Below are 17829 nucleotides of genomic sequence, written 5' to 3' on the forward strand. Positions count from 1 at the left end.
ACAATTAGCCGCCGGTAAGGCGGCTTTTTTTTGCATACTAATAAGTTTTCTCGACGAGCTGTAAATATATTTGTTCCGTTTCTGCTCTTGTTTGATATTGCCTAAGAGAAAGGTGGTAAGTGATATTTTAATTTCGCTGAAAGGCATAATCTTTGAGGTTGTCAAGTGATTTAAACAGCTCCTCAGCTTTTTTATTGGTGTGGTGCTTTTTTATGTCTTCAACTATTAGTTCTGCGTAGTCGTCTGCCTTTACATCGGTATCTGTGGAGACATGATATGTCATATTGCCTGTTTCAGATGTTATAAGGGTTATTAAATCCGCTGAGTCAAGGCATCGGATAAATGAGTTGAGAACAGCTGCATTTCCAAATTCTAAAATTTCACATACCTTCTGAACATCCAAGATTTTATCTTGCTCGGCATGAAGAATGCACGCGTAGGTAATGAAGTTTTCAGCATCTCCCGATCTTGACACGAACATGGTTAAGTTCCATTGATTAGCTTGTCCGGGAGGGGCCGCCACCTGTTTCTGTTTTTCAACGCTGTCAGCAACTTGGTTGAATCTTGCCTCGAGTTGGCTGAACTTACTTGGAATACCCTCCATTAGTGCGCGCATTGCAATGTTTTTGCTGTCCATGTCTTTTAATAAAACATGAAAGTTTTGGAGGTTACCTGTTATCTCCCTTGAGACCTCTTCGAATGCTTGAGCGCTTTTCGCGCCAGCTACAATTAATTCTCCTGAGTTTTGGTGGTACTCGGCAATTTTCTCGCCCACTTTTCCCACGTCTTTAGATACTTCACTTATGCTTCCGAGACTGTTGGACATATTGCTGTTTGATATAAATGAATAGAAAATGGCTACTACACCCAGTAGTAACGAAGTCATGGTTGCGGCGTTGCTCAAATATTGTGTGAAATCGCCTCTTTCAGTCCATCTGTCTGTCATTAAAAATACTGATATTGCGAGAAGAATCAAAATCACGTATCGATAGTGGATGCTGGGTAGATTGTTTTTTTCTTCCATGAGTCACCGGATTAATTTGTGCGGAAAATTTGATGTCATTTTGACATCTTTCCATTGTTTTGGCAATTCGAGAAGCTTGTGGTGATTAATAGCGATTTAATCCCACTAATTGTGAATTTAGGAGGAGCACTAAGCTTCGTTGCGAACTGGTTGGTTGCTTTTAGGATTTTTCCCACCTAGTTATCGGCTTGCTCGTCAGACCTCTCATAGCTAACCTCCTCGAGCCGCTGCAAACCCAGCGGCCGGAGGTGGAAGTCCGAACTGCTAAGGCGTTTTAACTCCCATAAATATTTGGAGTTTCGCCCATGCACTACAACACACGCAGTTCTTCACTTGATCAAAGCGCATCTTCCGCCGATCCCAAGCTTCAAGCCGCAGCCCAGCGAGCAATCAACCATCACTTGCCGTCATCCGACGATACTGCCCCCGTCGAACGCCCAATCGACAACCTCTTCCTCGTCAACCCAACCCTCGACCCCGAAACCCTCCTGGCCAACGCCGCCGAAAATCTAGCATCCGCCAACGAAATGGCCGCCACCTTGGCGTTCGACCTCGACGACTCCCAGCGCGCCATCGCCCTGGGCATTCAGCAGTTGATCGAGTTGAGTTCGCTACTCGTTGACCGAGCCCAGGAGCAAATTGCGCCTGTTAGCAAACCAGTCAAAGCCTGACAACCAACCCCGCCGCCTTACGCCAAGGCGGCAACCTGAACCCATCCTGTCCCCCAGCAAAGTTTCATAATTCCCTGCGCCGTTGAGGTCTACGATCCCTGCAAGCGAGGACCCCAGCGCCTCCAGCTCACAGGGAACTGCAACCATGATTTCAAACCTCGTCAAAGTCGCAATGATCACCGGCACGTTGCTGTTGAGCGCCTGTTCATCTTCACCCGCCGTGAGCAGTGACCCGTGCTTTTCAGGTGGATGCCAGGCGTTTGGGGACCACAGCCCCAGCAAAGCCGCCAAGATGAATTTTGGTGGCAGCGGGCTGGGGAGTAGTTATGGGGAGTATGGGGCGGGGTTGTTGCATGATGATTGATGGGGTGGTGGGTCAGTCAGTGGTGTGTTGACTGATCCATTGCTATCGGGGGCAAGCCCCCTCCCACATTGGAACTGTGGTGGGGGCAAGATTGTGGGTGTTAGTTGCCGCCCTTCATGCGGCGGGCGATGAGGTAAAGGCCCAGGCCGATGAGGGCCGTTACGGCGCCGATGTAGCCGGTGCTGGTCCAGCCGAGCCCGGCCGTAATCGCCATGCCGCCAAGCCAAGGGCCCAGCGCATTCGCCAGGTTGAACGCCGCATGGTTGGACGCCGCCGCGAGGCTTGGGGCTTCGTGGGCGATGTCCATCAGGCGGATTTGCAGCGGCGCGGCCATGGCGATCATGGTGCCGACCAGGCCGATGCCCAGCAGTACGCTCCACAGTGAGCTGGCAGCGAAGGTGAAGAAAATCAGCACGGCCATCGACCACACCATGATCCAACCCACTGCCCGAAACTGCAGGCGATCAAACAGTTTGCCGCCGGCAATGTTGCCGATGATGCCGCCCACGCCAAATGCTGCCAGGCCAAACGGAATCCACTGCGGCGACACTTTGGTCACTTCCAGCATGGTCGGCGCCAGGTAGCTGAATACGCAGAACATGCCGGCGAAGCCGATCGCGCCGATGGACAGGGCCATCCAGACTTGAGGTTTGGTGAAGGCGCGCAGTTCTTTGCGCGGGTCGCTGCGTTCTTCGTCGTGGCGGTGTGGCACGAATTGCCAGACCAGGGCGATGGTGAGCAGGGCGATCACGCTGACCAGGGCGAACGCCGAGCGCCAGCCCAGGTGTTGGCCGAGGAAGGTGGCGATGGGGTTGCCCAGCAGCATGGCCAGGGTCAGGCCCATCATGACGCGGGCCACGGCGCCGGCGCGTTTGTCGGTGGGCACCATGCTGGAGGCGACCACGGCGGCGATGCCGAAGTAGGCGCCGTGGGGCAGGCCGCTGATAAAGCGGAAGGCCACCAGCGAACCGAAGGTGGGGGTGAAGGCGGTGGCGAAGTTGCCCAGGGCGTAGAGGCCCATCAGCAACAGCAGCATGTGTTTGCGCAGCAGCTTGGCGCCGAGGATGGCCAGCAGTGGGGCGCCGACCATCACGCCGAGGGCGTATGCGCTGATGGCGTGGCCGACTTGCGGTTCGCTCAAGCCCAGGTTCTGGGCGATGTCGGGCATCAGGCCCATGATGGCGAATTCGCCGGTGCCGATGGCGAACGCGCCCACGGCCATCGCGGCTTCCATTTTGGCGGCGCTGCGCGCGGGCAACAGGTGCCCGGTTGTTTGCTGGATAGACATGGATCGCTCTGTTTGGATGAGGTGCACGAAAGACAATCGCCGATGCTACGCAGGCGACTGTGAAGGTGTCTAGAACAGCCGCAAGCACGAGAGTTCCGGCCCTGTGACCCCAGGTCGCGGTTGGCAGTCTTGACACTGGCGCGATAAAAGCTGCGATTTAGCGGTGTCAATCGGCCAAACGGCGCATAAACGCTGTTTGGCGTGATATTCTGCGCGCCGTCCTGGTCTAGGCTTTCCTTGGTGCGTACACCCGTATACGTCCCAGCGGTTGGTTGTCGCCCAGGTAGCTGAAGCCAATAATGATAAGAAGTCAGCGCAGAAGGGACATAACAGTGAGGTCGATCCATCGGCCTTGTGTGCCCACCCTGCAGCCTTGAACAATCAGGGGCGGTAGGGCGGATGGCGTTTTATCATAGGTGCTACTGATGTTTAAAAAAGTAAACACTGCCCTGCTGGGGCTGGCTTTGTCGATGGGGATCACGTCCGTTCACGCGGAAGAGGCAAAGAAAGTCGATGTGCTGCTGATCGGCGGCGGCATCATGAGTGCGACCCTGGGTGTCTGGCTCAATGAGCTGGAACCGGACTGGTCGATGGAGATGGTCGAGCGCCTTGATGGCGTGGCCGAAGAAAGCTCCAACGGCTGGAACAACGCCGGTACCGGTCACTCGGCCCTGGCCGAGCTGAACTACACCCCGGAAGACAAGAACGGCAACGTTGAGATCCCTAAAGCGGTCGAGATCAACGAAGCGTTCCAGATCTCCCGTCAGTTCTGGTCCTGGCAAGTCCAGCAGGGCGTGTTGAAGAACCCGCGTTCGTTCATCAACTCCACTCCGCACATGAGCTTTGTGTGGGGCGATGACAACATCAAGTTCCTGAAAAAGCGTTACGAAGCGCTGAAGGCGAGCCCGCTGTTCGCCGGCATGCAGTACTCCGAAGACCCGGCGCAGATCGCCAAGTGGGTCCCGCTGATGATGGAAGGGCGTGACCCCAACCAGAAAATCGCGGCCACCTGGAGCCCGATCGGCACCGACGTGAACTTTGGCGAGATCACCCGCCAGTTCGTTGCCCACCTGCAAACCACCCCCAAGTTCGACCTGAAACTGTCGAGCGAAGTGCAGGACATCACCCGCAACGACGACGGTTCGTGGCGTGTGAGCTACAAAAATCTCAAAGACGGCACCAAGACTGAAACTGACGCCAAGTTCGTGTTCATCGGCGCCGGCGGCGGTGCCCTGCACCTGCTGCAAAAGTCTGGCATTCCTGAAGCCAAGGAATACGCCGGCTTCCCGGTTGGCGGCTCGTTCCTGGTGACCGATAACCCAACCGTCGCCGAGCAGCACCTGGCCAAGGCCTACGGCAAGGCTTCGGTAGGTTCGCCACCGATGTCGGTTCCGCACCTGGACACCCGCGTGCTGGACGGCAAGCGCGTGATCCTGTTTGGCCCATTCGCCACCTTCTCGACCAAGTTCCTCAAGGAAGGCTCGTACCTGGACCTGCTGACCAGCACCACCACCCACAACATCTGGCCGATGACCAAGGTCGGTATTCGTGAATACCCACTGGTCGAGTACCTCGCCGGCCAACTGATGCTGTCCGATGACGACCGCTTCAAGGCGCTGCAGGAATACTTCCCGAACGCCAAGCAATCGGACTGGCGCCTGTGGCAAGCCGGCCAGCGTGTGCAGATCATCAAGCGTGACGAAGAGCAGGGCGGCGTCCTGAAACTCGGTACCGAAGTGGTCAGCTCCGCCGACAACTCCATTGCCGGCCTGTTGGGTGCATCGCCAGGCGCGTCGACCGCAGCGCCGATCATGCTGACCGTGCTGCAAAAAGTCTTCAAGGACAAGGTAGCAAGCCCGGCCTGGCAGGAAAAACTGCACCAGATCGTGCCAAGCTACGGCACCAAGCTGAACGAAAGCCCTGAAGCGGTTGCCAAGGAATGGGCCTACACGGCCGGTGTGCTGCAACTGACGCCACCGCCAGCGATCCCGCAACTGGCTGCTCCACAGGCCACCGAGGCTGCCAAGCCTGCGGCTGAGCCGAGCAAGCCGGCGTCTGATCTGGCGCTGTAAGTAAGGCTTAAGCAAAAGCCCGCTGAACCGGTGACGGTCAGCGGGCTTTTTTGTGTGCGGCGTTCAGACCCTGAAGTGCCTGACTTGCTCGTACAGATGCAGCGCCAGTGCATTAGCGGTGTCGCACAGCAGATACAGATGCTGGGCGGGGAGGGCCGGCAGTTGCGTGATGTGTCTCAGCCCTTCGCCCATGCGGCTTTCCTCCATCAGGCCCACGGCCACGCCGCTGCGCACGCAAGCCTCTACCGCCGATGAGTTGGGGCTTTCCAGCAGTACGCGATGGTAAACCCCGTGATCTTTCAGCGCCTGTAACGCCGCCGCTCGATACGGGCAACCTGCGATGGGCACGGTGATGGGCAGCGGCGCGTTTGGCGGAGAACTGAACTGCTCGGCTGCCACCCATAGTGGTTGCACTGAGCCCAGGCGCTCACCCTGTGCCAGCGGCCGTGCGCTGACGGTGATTGCCAGGTCCAGTTGGTTTGCCGTGAACAGACTCAGCAGTTCGCCACTGGTGCGCGCTTCGATTTCCAGCTCCAGCAGCGGATTGTCGGTTATCAGTCGTGGCACAAATGCCTGGATGAAGGCGGGCGCGTAAGTGTCGGGCACACCCAGGCGGATCTTGCCCTGCATGCGCTGGGGCATCAGGGCGATCAGAAGGCGATCGTGGCTTTTGAGAAATTCGCTGGTTTCGTCCAGCAGTTTTCTGCCGTACAGCGTCAGGTCCACGCCCTGGTTGCTGCGGCTGAACAGGCGCTGGCCGACCTGGTCTTCCAGTTTCTGAATCTGCGTGGTTACGGTGGAAGCGCTGCGGTGCACATGTTCGGCGGCTTCGTTGAAGCGACCAAAGCGCGCGACGGCATGAAACGTACGCAGTAGATCGATATTCAGTTGTCTGGCCATGGTTCGACTTCTACGGATTGATGGTGCAGGTTATTCAAATATACAGAAGAGTCTCCTGTCCCTAGCCTTGAAGTCAATCGACTAAGGCTGGAGGGCTGCATGAAGCGATCAACCCTGGGATTGCTGCTGTTGCAAGGGGCGTTTGTCCTGTCATGGAGTTCGGGCTATATCGGCGCCAAGCTCGGCACTCAGGAAGGCGGTGCGTTCAACCTGCTGTTCTGGCGATTCCTGATGGTATCGCTGTGCCTGGGGCTGTTCCTGAACGTCAGGCTGTTGAAGGTTTCATGGGCGCAGATCCGCCACTACGCGGTGATCGGTTGCCTGTCGCAGTTTCTGTACCTGAGTTGCCTCTATGTGGCGATCCAGAACGGTTTGCCGCCAGGCATTGCGGCAATCATCGCGGCGATGCAGCCGTTGATGACCGCAGCATTGTCGACGGGCAGCGCCACCGAGCGCAGCGGCGGTTGGCAATGGGTGGGGCTCGTGATCAGCTTTGCCGGTGTGGCAATTGTGATCGCCGGGCAGTACAGCAATAGCGCAACCGAGGTAGGCCTGGCCATGTATGGGCTGCCACTGGTCTCGGCGCTGGGGCTGACCCTGGCGACGCTGTACGAACGTCGTTCGGTGCAGAGCGAGAATGTCGGTTTGCTCATACCGCTGTTTATCCAATCGCTGCTGAGCCTGATCGGTTTCACCGGCGCTGTGTTGTACACCGATACCTTGAGCATTCCCCATGACACCGACGTACTGGTTTCGATTGCGTGGTTGACGGTGTTTTCCACCTTTGCCGCTTACTTAAGCCTGTGGCAACTGCTGCGTGTGATGACGGCCACCCAGGTTGCCGCGTTGGTCTACCTGGAGCCTCCGGTCACCCTCGTATGGGCGGCGTTGATGTTCGGCGACAGGATTCATGCCTCGACCTACGCTGGCATCGTCGTGGTCATTGCCGGGCTGGTTTTATTACGCCTGAAGCGACCGACCGTCGAGTGCACGTCTTGAGGCCGGTGGGTTCAGCAATCTGACAGACATCTCCTGTTAAAAATAAACCATGCCCAAGCAGGAGGCCTGGTTGCAACAAAGGAGGATTTCTTACTGATACAGGTGCGGGGCGATTAGGCCCGAGGGTTTTGTATGTTGCTACGTTATGCGGCAATGGCGGCGGTAGTCGTCGCAGCATCCGGGTGTGTGCAAGAGCGTGTCGTGCATGAGCGCAGACCGGTACAACATGAGTATGTAGAAGTTGTTGCACCGCAGCCGCCGCCCGTACAGGTGATCGAAGTCGAACCACCGGTACGCGAAGGTTATATCTGGTCACGCGGTTACTGGCGCTGGCAAGGCGGGCGCTATGTGGCGGTGCACGGCCACTGGGAGCCGGTGCGCGAGGGTTATCGCTATGTGCATCCGCATTGGGTACAGCGCAATGACGGGTATCACTGGCAGGTCGGTGGCTGGATTCGTTGACCGAGCGTCCTCTCCTGCAAAAGACGGCCTAGCCGATACGTTTCATACCCGTCGCCTTGACCGCATTCAGGTCGAAGGTGGCGGTGTACTCGCAACCCGCCGCGTGGGCGCAGCGTTCGATCAGACAGTCGGCAAAGTCTGCGGTGTTTGCCACGAACTTGCGCAGGGCCTGCCAGATGATATCCGCGTGCTCAACCGTGAGCTCGCGAGTGTGCAGCAGGGTTTCCAGCACCATCACCACATCGCTTTTGGCCGACGCATAGCAGGACTGCAGGACCCACACCAACTCCACAACGGTCACCAGGCTGACAAAACCCGGTGATGCGGCGGTGAGTGATTCGATCAGTCTGGACGCCTTGGCTGACTGCATGGGCTCGTCCTGGGTGACGTAGCGCACCAGCACGTTGGTATCCAGGCCGATCATCTGGCGTTTGCTCCCCGGGCCGCGATGGCCTGGTTCATGTCCTCGATGGACACAGCAGTGGCAGGCTTGGTGATCAGTCCCTTGAGGTCGGTGACGGTTTTACTGGCGGCGATCATGGAAAACTTGCCGTCTTCCATTTCGACGAATTCCACCCGGTCGCCTGTTTCCAGGCCGAGGGCTGTCCTCACCTGGACGGGGATGGTGATTTGCCCTTTTGAAGTCAGTGTGGCGGTCGCCATAGTGAAGCTCTCCATCGTGATATTCCTTACCTTAGGGTAAGGAATGATGGAGGACAATATCCGTTGGTCCATAGGTTGCTCGAAGGTGGGGGTGAGTCGGTACTGAAACCCTAGACCGGACTCTCGATTCCCACACCTTCGGCCATGGGCCAAACCGATACAAACTATGACCGACCGCGCCCGTTCACTGCACCACGCGATAGCACGGCACATAGGCCGCGCTGCCCGGCAGCTTCATGCGGTGCTGGGCGACAAACGCTTTGAGCAGCTCGTCCAGCGGTTTCATGATCGCCGGGTCGCCGTGAATTTCGTACGGGCCGTTTTCTTCAATCAGGCGAATACCGTTGTCCTTCACGTTACCTGCCACGATTCCCGAGAACGCGCGACGTAGGTTCGCTGCCAGTTCATGGGGCGGCAGCGCATGACTCAGTTGCAGACTGGCCATGTTTTCGTGGGTCGGGTCGAAGGGACGCTGGAAACCTTCGTCGATCTTCAACAGCCAGTTGAAGTGGAACGCGTCGTTGCGCTCGCGACGGAACTGTTTGACCGCCTTGAGACCTGTGGTCATCTGGCGCGCGACTTCGGCCGGATCGTCGATGATGATCTGATAATGCTTCTGCGCCGCTTCGCCGAGGGTAGCGCCGACGAACGCGTGCAGTTGTTCCAGGTAAGGGGCCGCATGCTTGGGCCCGGTCAGCACCACCGGGAACGGCAGGTCGCGGTTGTCCGGGTGCATCAGGATGCCCAGCAGGTAGAGGAATTCCTCGGCGGTGCCGGCGCCGCCGGGGAAGATGATGATGCCGTGGCCGACACGCACGAAAGCTTCCAGGCGTTTCTCGATGTCCGGCAGGATCACCAGCTCGTTGACGATCGGGTTGGGTGCTTCGGCGGCAATGATGCCCGGCTCGGTCAAGCCCAGGTAGCGGCCACCGGTGATGCGTTGTTTGGCGTGGGAAATGGTCGCGCCTTTCATCGGCCCTTTCATGACGCCGGGGCCGCAGCCGGTGCATACGTCAAGACTGCGCAGGCCCAGTTCGTGCCCGACTTTCTTGGTGTATTTGTATTCTTCGGTGTTGATCGAGTGGCCACCCCAGCACACCACGATCTTCGGCTCGACACCCGCGCGCAGCGTACGGGCGTTGCGCAGCAGGTGGAACACGTAGTCGGTGATGCCCTGGGAGTTGCTCAGGTCGATGCGCTGGCTGTCCAGCTCGTTCTCGGTATAGACGATGTCACGCAAGGCGCTGAACAGCATTTCGCGGGTGCTGGCGATCATCTCGCCATCGACGAAGGCATCGGCCGGGGCGTTGAGCAGTTCCAGGCGTACGCCGCGGTCCTGCTGATGGATGCGCACTTCAAAATCTTTGTAGGCGTCGAGGATGGTCTTGGCGTTGTCGATATGCGCGCCGGTATTCAGGATCGCCAGGGCGCATTGGCGAAACAGGGCGTAGACGCTGCCGCTGCCGGCTTCACTGAGTTGCTGGACTTCACGTTGGGACAGGGTTTCGAGGCTGCCCTTGGGGCTGACGGAGGCATTGATGACTTGACGTTGGGGCATTCTGATTCCTTGAAAGCACAGCCACCGCATCCACGACAGGCGCGGTGGCTTGAGAATGATGGGCGCCGTATACGGTCGCACGAGACGGTTATTTACCTCAGGCGCAAGGCCGAGCGCAAATACCGTCCAGCACCATCATGCCGCAGAACTTACTGGATCAGCTTCCAGTTTTTGTAGAAAACCCGACGCAGGGTAAACACCAGGCCGGCAAAGCCCGCGATCACGGCGTTAAGCACCGAGGGCACCCGGGTGGGCCGCACGATATCAATGAACAGGCAGTAACGTTTCGCATCGTTTTTGTTGAAAGACGCATGCATCAGCGTGTCATCGAAGATAAACAGCGGGTCGTCGTGCCAGTAGTGCTTGTACTTGCCCACTTGGATATACACGCCTTCGTGGTGCGGCGCCGGCGCCATGTTGTAGAGCACGCGGAACATCATGCGCAGGGGGCCGAAGTGGAACGACGTCGAGCGATTCTCGTTGAACACCGACACGCCGATGGTCTTCACGTAGGGCAGTTTCTTGCGCAGTTGCGGGATATCCAGGGCGGTTTCGATGGGGCGGCCGTACCACTGGAAAAACAGCATGCCGCGTTTCTTCTCGGCCATGCGTGCGTCCAGGTAACCGATGATTTCTTCCTTGCGGGCCATGGCGTCATCGATCACCTGTTGCAGGTCCTCGCGCCAGGCGGGCGGCAGGTCTTGCATCGTGTAGACATGTCGGTTGCGCCTGCTCAACAGGTCGAACAGGGTGTTGAACGGCGCCAGGATCCAGGTGTTGCGACCGTTGCCGACGAAATATTTCTTGATGGTGTCGCGGTCGTACAGGCCATTGCGCAAGAAGTCATAAACGCCGCAGCACAGCACCAGCAGCAGGAAAACCAGGCTGATATGCGGAAAAACCTCGATAAACAGCAGAACGCCGAGCGCCCAGGCGAGGGATATCAGCTTTTTGCCAACCGCATTTTTGCTCATGTAACCTGGCTCCAGATATGAAACATATTGAAACAATATCGTCATGATAAGGCTTTATGGCGCGTACAGGCGTTTTTAAATGGAGTGAAATTGTTAAGTCCTCTCAAAATTTGTAACGGTTGCCAGGCCAGGCCGGCGCCTTGTGGATTGAATTTTGAGAACGCAAGATTTGCGACTATCGTGACGCTTCGGATTTTCGGACGTCATAGACCGGTACGATTGAAGTTGAATGGCCACCATTGGCCTTCGGCACCTTGGAAGAGGCAGAATTTTTATGATCATCAAACCGCGGGTTCGTGGCTTTATCTGTGTGACCGCTCACCCTGTTGGCTGTGAAGCGAACGTCAAGGAACAGATCGACTACGTGACCAAAAACGGCACCATCGAAGGCGGCCCCATGAAGGTGCTGGTCCTCGGTGCTTCCACCGGTTACGGCCTGGCCGCGCGCATCAGTGCCGCGTTTGGCTGCGGCGCCGACACCCTGGGCGTGTTTTTTGAGAAAGAAGGCGAAGAAGGCAAGCTGAGCTCCGCCGGCTGGTACAACAGCGCGGCGTTCGAGAAGTTTGCCGTGCAAAAGGGCCTGTACGCCAAGAGCATCAACGGCGACGCGTTCTCCGACGAGATCAAGCGCCTCACCATTGAAACCATCAAGAAAGACCTGGGCAAGATCGACCTGGTGGTCTACAGCCTGGCCGCGCCGCGCCGTACTGACCCGCAAGGCGTGGTGCACACCTCCACCCTCAAGCCGATCGGCAAGGCTGTGACGCTGCGCGGGATCAACACTGACAAGGGCGTGGTGGTCGACACGACGCTGGAGCCGGCGACCCAGGAAGAAATCGACGGCACCGTGAAGGTAATGGGCGGCGAAGACTGGCAGCTGTGGATCGACGCCCTGCGTGACGCCGATGTACTGGCCGAAGGCGCCAAGACCACCGCGTTCACTTACCTCGGTGAGAAGCTGACCCAGGATATCTACTGGAACGGTTCCATCGGCGAAGCCAAGAAAGACCTGGATAAAAAAGTCCTGACCCTGCGCGACAACCTCGCCGCACTCAAGGGCGACGCCCGTGTATCGGTACTCAAGGCCGTGGTCACCCAGGCAAGTTCAGCAATCCCGATCATGCCGCTGTACCTGTCACTGCTGTTCAAGGTGATGAAAGAGCAGGGCACCCACGAAGGCTGCATCGAGCAGGTCTACGGCCTGTTCAAGGACAGCCTGTATGGCAGCGAGCCAAAGCTGGATGCCGACGGTCGTCTGCGTGCCGATCTGGCCGAGCTGGAGCCGAAGGTTCAGGACGCTGTCGCGGCACTGTGGAACCAGGTTACCGACGACAACGTCAACGAGATCAGTGATTTTGCCGGCTACAAGGCTGAGTTCCTGCGCTTGTTCGGCTTTGAGATCGAGGGCGTGGACTACGACGCGGACGTGAACCCGACCGTCAAGATCAACGGTCTGGTCCAGGCGTAAATGATGTAAGGGTGGCGGCCTCGATAACTCGATTATCAGGCCGCTGCCTGCTGCTGCGGATATCAGGCATATCTGGATTCAGACAGGCGATGTTTTGCCTGGGTGAAGTCTGATCGGCGGATATTCACCAGCTCCTTCTCCCAAAGTGGATTGAGCGGCACGTGATAACCGCTGTCTTTGGCGGTCTTTATCAGCTCGGCCATTTCCTTGCAGTTATGAATGATGCTGATTTCGTCGAATCTACCCAGTTTCGCCGGCAGGAAAAATGTTGCCGGGTAGTTCGCGGTTACCTCCGTGGCTGGGCTGCCTGAGTCGGCATTGTGGTGAACCACCCTTTCTGCGTCACCGACCAGTTTCTGGTTGATGATGCCTATCATCTGTTCCAGTCGTGACGTGGCATTGCCGAGATGGGGATGCTCTTTCTGGTAGAAACTGGCCGCGTTTGCAAAGTCTGCGTGCAGTTCTTGCGGAACCTGCCTGTATCGATTGACTCGTTCCTTGAACACGCTGTGAGCGACATCCGGTACGGGGAGCTTATCCTGGGGCCCGAAGTCGCTCAGGTGCGGCGCGACCATGTGCAGATCGTAATCGGCGGTCAAAGGCTTGCCCTCTGCCTGCTTGGCCAACACTTCCACTGGCTTGCCCTGATGGGTGATGAGATAGGTGTCGTCGGCAGGCGATCCAGGACGGGCTTGAAATGTGTAGCGTTGCCCGCTCGGCCCTCGGGCGCTCAATTGCAGCGTGCCGTCCGCATCTTTAGCGGACAGATCAGTGATATGACCCAGGTTCACCAGTTCATTGAGGCGATGGCGCGAGAGTTTCAGCGGGATCGGGACTGCATGGCGTTGCTCGACGCAATCCAGGATCTGCGCGTTGGCTTTGGCGACTTTTTCCGGCGCGCTCTCCAGCTTGCTGAGTGCCTGGTCGGTACAGATCAGACCGGCCTGCGGCCCCCAGTTGGCGCTTTTGCCCTTGATGTGGAAGTCCTTGGTGGGGTGCCCGGCTTCTATCAGCCCGGTAGCCACGGACTCGACCGGGCGTATGCCGATGATGGAATTGGTGGTTGCCGCTACCCGTTGCAAGGGTTCAAGGTGGCTCGAAACTATTCCTGTCTGCTCCTTTACCCGCTCAAGCAGACTGCGCGTTAGATTGCCGGCATCCCCGGCGACGGGGTTGTTGGAACGGGACTGATTGCGTTGCAAGGCTTCAAGGCTGAGGGCGGAAGGTGATGTAACACTGAGAATCGTGGTTTTCATTGGAATACCTCTATGTCACGTCTTGCGGCAGTGTTGGTGATTCCGTTCAGTCACAGTTCTCCTTGATAGGGCTGACATTAAGAGAGATTGGCCCTTGGCGGGGGGGGCGTGGCGATTTTTCAGACCAATCCTACTCTTGCTTACCTTCTGCTGCGGTTCATGGGCATGCCAGACTGCCTGACTCATCTTGCAGACGGGAGCAAACCATGACGATCCGTGCGGTAGTGTTTGATTTCGGTGGCGTGTTATTCGACTGGAGCCCACAGCATCTGTACCGCAAGCTCATTGCCGACGAGCAGCAGCGGCAATGGTTTCTGGAGAATATCTGCACCCAGGCCTGGAACACCGAGCAGGATGCAGGCCGAACCCTGGCTGAAGCCACCCGCAGCCTGATTGCCCAATACCCTGAACACCAGACCTTGATCGAGGCTTATTACGCACGCTGGCACGAGATGTTGCGTGGCGCGTTGCCGGAAGGGGTCGCGATTCTCACCGCGTTGCATCAGGCGAATATGCCGTTGTTCGGGCTGACCAACTGGTCGGCGGAAACCTTTCCCTATGCCCGCGAGCACTATCCGTTCCTGCAATATTTCCGCGATATCGTCGTCTCGGGCCACTTGAAACTGATCAAGCCCGACCCGGCGATCTACCAGGCCAGCCTCGCTCAAATCCGTGCCCATTTACCGGATATCCAAGCGGGTGAAGTGGTATTCATCGATGATGTCAAAGACAATGTCGACGCTGCCATCGCCCTTGGCTGGCAGGGCATTCATCATGTGTCGGCCGAGCGCACCGCCGCGCGTCTGCGCATAGTGGGGGCGGTGTTCTAGCGCCCCCATTTCTCCATGACAAAATCGACGAAGGCCCGCAGCTTGGGCAAGCGATAACGGTCTTGGCGATACAGCAGGTGCATGGGGCGGCTGGGTAGTTTATAGCCGGTCAGCAAGGCCACCAGTTTGCCGCTCTCCAGGTCCGGCTGCACCAGGGCATCGGCCAGCATGACGATACCCATGCCGTTTACCGCCGCCTGGTGCAAGCCTTGCGAGCTGTTGATGGTCAATGAGCCGGCCACCGGAACTTCTACGCCGCCTTCATCCCCGTTCATGCGCCACAGCTTGTCGGTGTCGCGCCAGTTGTCGGTCGCAGGGTAAGCGAAGGCCAGGCAGTCGTGCTGCTGCAGGTCGGCCGGGGTCTGCGGCGTGCCACGTCGCGCCAGGTACTCAGGTGACGCGCAAAGGGTGAGGGTGTAGGCCTGCAGGGGTCTGGCGATCAGGCTGGACGTTTCCAGTTCGCCGAGACGGATCGCCACGTCGAAACCGCTGTCGACGAGGTCCACCCGCTCATTGCTCAGCACCACGTACAGGTCGATCAGCGGATAACGCTGGGAAAACTCACTCAAGGCCGGCACCAAGCGTTCGGTGCCGAACACGGGCGGCGCGGTGATACGCAGGGTGCCTTTGGGGGCTTCGCTGTGAATCTGCTCCGCCAGTAGCTCGGAGTCGGCCACCAGCCCCAGCACTTCCAGACAGCGCTGATAATACTGCCCGCCAAATTCGGTAAGGTTCTGTTTGCGGGTGGTGCGTTTGAGCAAACTGACGCCCAGTCGTTGCTCCAGCGCACGCAGGTGGTTACCGACCATGGTGGTCGACATCCCGCATTCCTGCGCGGCGGCGGTCATGCTGCCGGTTTCGACGACCTTCACGTACACCGACATGGCCTGGAACAGATCCATTATCAAGTCCTGATTTAAAGTAATTGCAGTAATTCGCAGTTTATCCAGCTGTGGTGGCTAACGATACTTAAACACCACAACGATGCACTGGAGTCTTCCACCATGACCGCCGCCTGCCTGATGAGCACGTATCAACCCTTGGCCCTGAGCTTTACGCGTGGCCTGGGCACGCGTCTGTGGGACCAACAGGGCCGCGAATACCTCGACGCGGTCGCCGGCGTTGCCGTGACCAATGTCGGCCATTCCCACCCGCGGCTGGTAACGGCCATCAGCGAGCAGGCCGGCCTGCTGTTGCATACCTCCAACCTCTACAGCATCGACTGGCAACAGCGTCTGGCCCGGCGCCTGGCCCAGCTGTCCGGGCTGGACCGCGCTTTCTTCAACAACTCCGGCGCTGAAGCCAATGAGACGGCGCTGAAACTGGCACGGCTGCACGGCTGGAAAAAGGGCATTGAGGCGCCATTGGTGGTGGTAATGGAGAACGCTTTCCACGGGCGCACGCTGGGCACCATGGCAGCCAGTGACGGGCCATCGGTGCGCCTTGGGTTTCAACGTTTGCCGGGGGATTTTCTGAAGGTGGAGTTTGGCGATCTGGACGCATTGGCACGCATCACCCAACAGTTTGGTACGCGCATCGCCGCCGTGCTATTGGAGCCGATCCAGGGCGAAAGCGGTGTGTTACCGGCACCGCCCGGCTATTTGAAAGCGCTGCGCGATCATTGCACGCGCCACGGCTGGCTGATGATGCTCGACGAAATACAAACCGGCATTGGCCGTACCGGGGCCTGGTTCGCCTTCCAGCACGAGGGCATCGTCCCCGATGTCATGACCCTGGCCAAAGGGCTCGGCAACGGCATACCGATCGGCGCCTGCCTGGCCCGCGCCGGCGTCGCCGAACTGTTCACGCCAGGCAGCCATGGCAGCACGTTCGGCGGCAACCCGCTGGCGTGTCGTGTCGGCTGCACGGTGCTGGATATCATCGAAGAGCAGGGCCTGTTGCACAACGCAGCGCGGCAGGGCGAGCACATGCTGGCGCGGTTGCGCATGGAGTTGGAAGAACATCCGCAGGTACGGGCGATTCGTGGCAAGGGTTTGATGATCGGGATCGAGCTGGCCAGCCCTTGTCGCGACCTTGCCCAACGTGCCGCCCAGGAGCACGGGCTGTTGATCAACGTCACGCGGGGCAAGATCATTCGCCTGTTGCCGCCGCTGACGCTGCACAGCAAGGAAGTGGAGATGATCGTACGAGCCATCACCCGACTGCTGGCTTGAAATGCAATCAAATGTGGGAGGGGGCTTGCCCCCGATAGCAATGGTTCAGCCAGCACATCGGGTACTGAAAGACCGCTATCGGGAGCAAGCTCCCTCCCACACAGTTCTGTGCTGCTTTTCAGATGCCATTCAACCACTCCTGGTTCAGGGTGTCGGTATCTCCCAGATACTCCAGCAACCAGGCCATGGCTGGCGACAGTTTGTTCTGCGCCCAGGCCACGCAGGATGGGCTGGCCGGAAAGGGTCGGCTCAATTGCAGCGCCACCAGCTCGCCGCGCTCGATCCACGGCTGCACCTGATGCGCCGGGGCCATGCCGACGCACAGGCCATCGCGCAGGCAGTCGAGCGCCGAGGACCAGTTGGGCACCACCAGGCGGCGCTGGTTATCCAGGGTCCAGGTGTCCCGTTTGGGCAGGTTGCGCGAGGTGTCGGTCATGCACAGGGAGGCGAAGGGGCGCAGTTGATCGTCACTGAGTAGCCCGCTCACCGTTGCCAGGGGGTGCCTGGCGCTGACCACGCACAACCAATTCAACAAGCCCATATCACGAAAGCTGAAATGGCTGGCCACCGGTACCGCGCTGGTGGCGCCGATCACAATGTCGGTGCGCTCGTCCGCCAACGCATCCCAAACACCGTTGTACACCTCGTACTCCAGCAGCAATTCCACTTCGGGAAACTGCCGATAGAAATCCAGCACCAGTTGCCGACAGCGCTGGGGCTTGACGATGGAATCCACGGCCACCTTCAACTGACCGCTCCAGCCATTGGCCACCTGCTGGCACAAGCGACGGGTGCCGAGCATTTTTTTCATCACACTGCGGGCTTCGTCGATAAACAGCCGACCAGCGGGCGTCAGCTCCACGTCACGGTGGCGCCGTATGAACAGCGGCACCGCCAGCCACTCTTCCAGCTGACGCACGGTATAGCTGATGGCCGACGGTACGCGATGCAGTTCCTGGGCAGCGGCGCTGAAACTGCCGTGGCGTGCGACGGCATCGACCACATCCAGAGAGTATTCGGACCACATATCGGTTGCCTTCAAAATTATTGATAAGACTGTCCAATTATTATCGCTTCACAGAAGAAATGCCAGCTTCATAATGGGCGCCAGTCAGCAAATAGTTTG

18 protein-coding genes are annotated in these 17829 nt (G+C 58.3%); 8 read left to right on the top strand and 10 right to left on the bottom strand.

Annotation, left to right across the window (positions count from 1 at the left end; genetic code table 11):
• Positions 1 to 127: 127 nt before the first annotated feature.
• Complete coding sequence (locus tag BOP93_RS07890) at positions 128 to 1024, bottom strand: hypothetical protein (protein ID WP_104502165.1); 897 nt, start codon at positions 1022 to 1024, stop codon at positions 128 to 130.
• Between the two features lie 305 nt (positions 1025 to 1329).
• On the opposite strand from BOP93_RS07890, the gene BOP93_RS07895 reads away from it, so the two are divergent.
• Both BOP93_RS07895 and BOP93_RS07900 read left to right on the top strand, forming a co-directional pair.
• Positions 1330 to 1695, top strand: coding sequence for a DUF6124 family protein (locus BOP93_RS07895; RefSeq protein ID WP_104502166.1), 366 nt, complete (start codon positions 1330 to 1332; stop codon positions 1693 to 1695).
• 145 nt (positions 1696 to 1840) lie between these two features.
• A complete protein-coding gene (locus BOP93_RS07900) occupies positions 1841 to 2059 on the top strand; it encodes a hypothetical protein (RefSeq protein ID WP_104502167.1) in 219 nt (72 codons plus the stop codon).
• A gap of 100 nt (positions 2060 to 2159) precedes the next feature.
• Here BOP93_RS07900 and BOP93_RS07905 read toward each other — a convergent pair whose 3' ends face one another.
• Positions 2160 to 3347, bottom strand: coding sequence for an MFS transporter (locus BOP93_RS07905; RefSeq protein ID WP_104502168.1), 1188 nt, complete (start codon positions 3345 to 3347; stop codon positions 2160 to 2162).
• Positions 3348 to 3772: 425 nt separating this feature from the next.
• Here BOP93_RS07905 and mqo point away from each other — a divergent pair, with 425 nt between their 5' ends.
• Positions 3773 to 5419, top strand: a complete 1647-nt coding sequence (mqo, locus tag BOP93_RS07910) for a malate dehydrogenase (quinone) (protein WP_065886373.1) — start codon at positions 3773 to 3775, stop codon at positions 5417 to 5419.
• Positions 5420 to 5482: 63 nt separating this feature from the next.
• Here mqo and BOP93_RS07915 read toward each other — a convergent pair whose 3' ends face one another.
• Positions 5483 to 6319 carry a LysR family transcriptional regulator gene (locus BOP93_RS07915; RefSeq protein ID WP_104502169.1) on the bottom strand — a complete coding sequence of 279 codons (837 nt, stop codon included), beginning with the start codon at positions 6317 to 6319 and terminating at the stop codon, positions 5483 to 5485.
• Positions 6320 to 6418: 99 nt separating this feature from the next.
• Between BOP93_RS07915 and BOP93_RS07920 the strand changes: the two genes are divergently transcribed.
• Complete coding sequence (locus BOP93_RS07920; RefSeq protein WP_104502170.1) at positions 6419 to 7318, top strand: DMT family transporter; 900 nt, start codon at positions 6419 to 6421, stop codon at positions 7316 to 7318.
• Between the two features lie 132 nt (positions 7319 to 7450).
• The gene (locus BOP93_RS07925; protein WP_065886379.1) at positions 7451 to 7780 is read left to right on the top strand and encodes a YXWGXW repeat-containing protein; all 330 of its coding nucleotides are present in this window, start codon (positions 7451 to 7453) and stop codon (positions 7778 to 7780) included.
• A 28-nt stretch (positions 7781 to 7808) separates the two neighbouring features.
• On the opposite strand, the gene BOP93_RS07930 is transcribed toward BOP93_RS07925, so the two are convergent.
• The 4 genes from BOP93_RS07930 to BOP93_RS07945 all read right to left on the bottom strand — a co-directional run bounded on the left by BOP93_RS07930 (position 7809) and on the right by BOP93_RS07945 (position 10975).
• A complete protein-coding gene (locus tag BOP93_RS07930; RefSeq protein ID WP_104502171.1) occupies positions 7809 to 8204 on the bottom strand; it encodes a PIN domain-containing protein in 396 nt (131 codons plus the stop codon).
• Positions 8201 to 8458, bottom strand: a complete 258-nt coding sequence (locus tag BOP93_RS07935) for an AbrB/MazE/SpoVT family DNA-binding domain-containing protein (RefSeq protein ID WP_104502172.1) — start codon at positions 8456 to 8458, stop codon at positions 8201 to 8203. Before BOP93_RS07935 ends, BOP93_RS07930 begins: the two co-directional genes overlap by 4 nt.
• 169 nt (positions 8459 to 8627) lie before the next feature.
• A complete protein-coding gene (gene ppnN / locus BOP93_RS07940; protein WP_104502173.1) occupies positions 8628 to 10001 on the bottom strand; it encodes a nucleotide 5'-monophosphate nucleosidase PpnN in 1374 nt (457 codons plus the stop codon).
• Between the two features lie 149 nt (positions 10002 to 10150).
• Positions 10151 to 10975, bottom strand: a complete 825-nt coding sequence (locus BOP93_RS07945) for an aspartyl/asparaginyl beta-hydroxylase domain-containing protein (RefSeq protein WP_104502174.1) — start codon at positions 10973 to 10975, stop codon at positions 10151 to 10153.
• 274 nt (positions 10976 to 11249) lie between these two features.
• On the opposite strand from BOP93_RS07945, the gene fabV reads away from it, so the two are divergent.
• Entirely contained in the window at positions 11250 to 12443 is a 1194-nt protein-coding gene (gene fabV, locus BOP93_RS07950) for an enoyl-ACP reductase FabV (protein ID WP_104502175.1), read from the top strand.
• Positions 12444 to 12505: 62 nt separating this feature from the next.
• Here the strand turns inward: fabV and BOP93_RS07955 are convergent, their stop codons facing one another.
• Complete coding sequence (locus BOP93_RS07955) at positions 12506 to 13699, bottom strand: anthrax toxin-like adenylyl cyclase domain-containing protein (protein WP_104502176.1); 1194 nt, start codon at positions 13697 to 13699, stop codon at positions 12506 to 12508.
• 206 nt (positions 13700 to 13905) lie between these two features.
• Here BOP93_RS07955 and BOP93_RS07960 point away from each other — a divergent pair, with 206 nt between their 5' ends.
• Entirely contained in the window at positions 13906 to 14529 is a 624-nt protein-coding gene (locus tag BOP93_RS07960) for an HAD family hydrolase (protein ID WP_104502177.1), read from the top strand.
• Here the strand turns inward: BOP93_RS07960 and BOP93_RS07965 are convergent.
• A complete protein-coding gene (locus tag BOP93_RS07965; RefSeq protein ID WP_104502178.1) occupies positions 14526 to 15431 on the bottom strand; it encodes a LysR family transcriptional regulator in 906 nt (301 codons plus the stop codon). The genes BOP93_RS07960 and BOP93_RS07965 overlap by 4 nt on opposite strands.
• A 102-nt stretch (positions 15432 to 15533) precedes the next feature.
• Here BOP93_RS07965 and BOP93_RS07970 point away from each other — a divergent pair, with 102 nt between their 5' ends.
• Positions 15534 to 16703, top strand: a complete 1170-nt coding sequence (locus tag BOP93_RS07970) for an aspartate aminotransferase family protein (protein WP_104502179.1) — start codon at positions 15534 to 15536, stop codon at positions 16701 to 16703.
• A 118-nt stretch (positions 16704 to 16821) separates the two neighbouring features.
• Here BOP93_RS07970 and punR read toward each other — a convergent pair whose 3' ends face one another.
• Complete coding sequence (gene punR / locus BOP93_RS07975) at positions 16822 to 17730, bottom strand: DNA-binding transcriptional activator PunR (RefSeq protein WP_104502180.1); 909 nt, start codon at positions 17728 to 17730, stop codon at positions 16822 to 16824.
• Positions 17731 to 17829 lie beyond the last annotated feature (99 nt).

It is taken from the genome of Pseudomonas orientalis (genome assembly GCF_002934065.1).
Classification (GTDB): Bacteria; Pseudomonadota; Gammaproteobacteria; order Pseudomonadales; family Pseudomonadaceae; genus Aquipseudomonas; species Aquipseudomonas orientalis_A.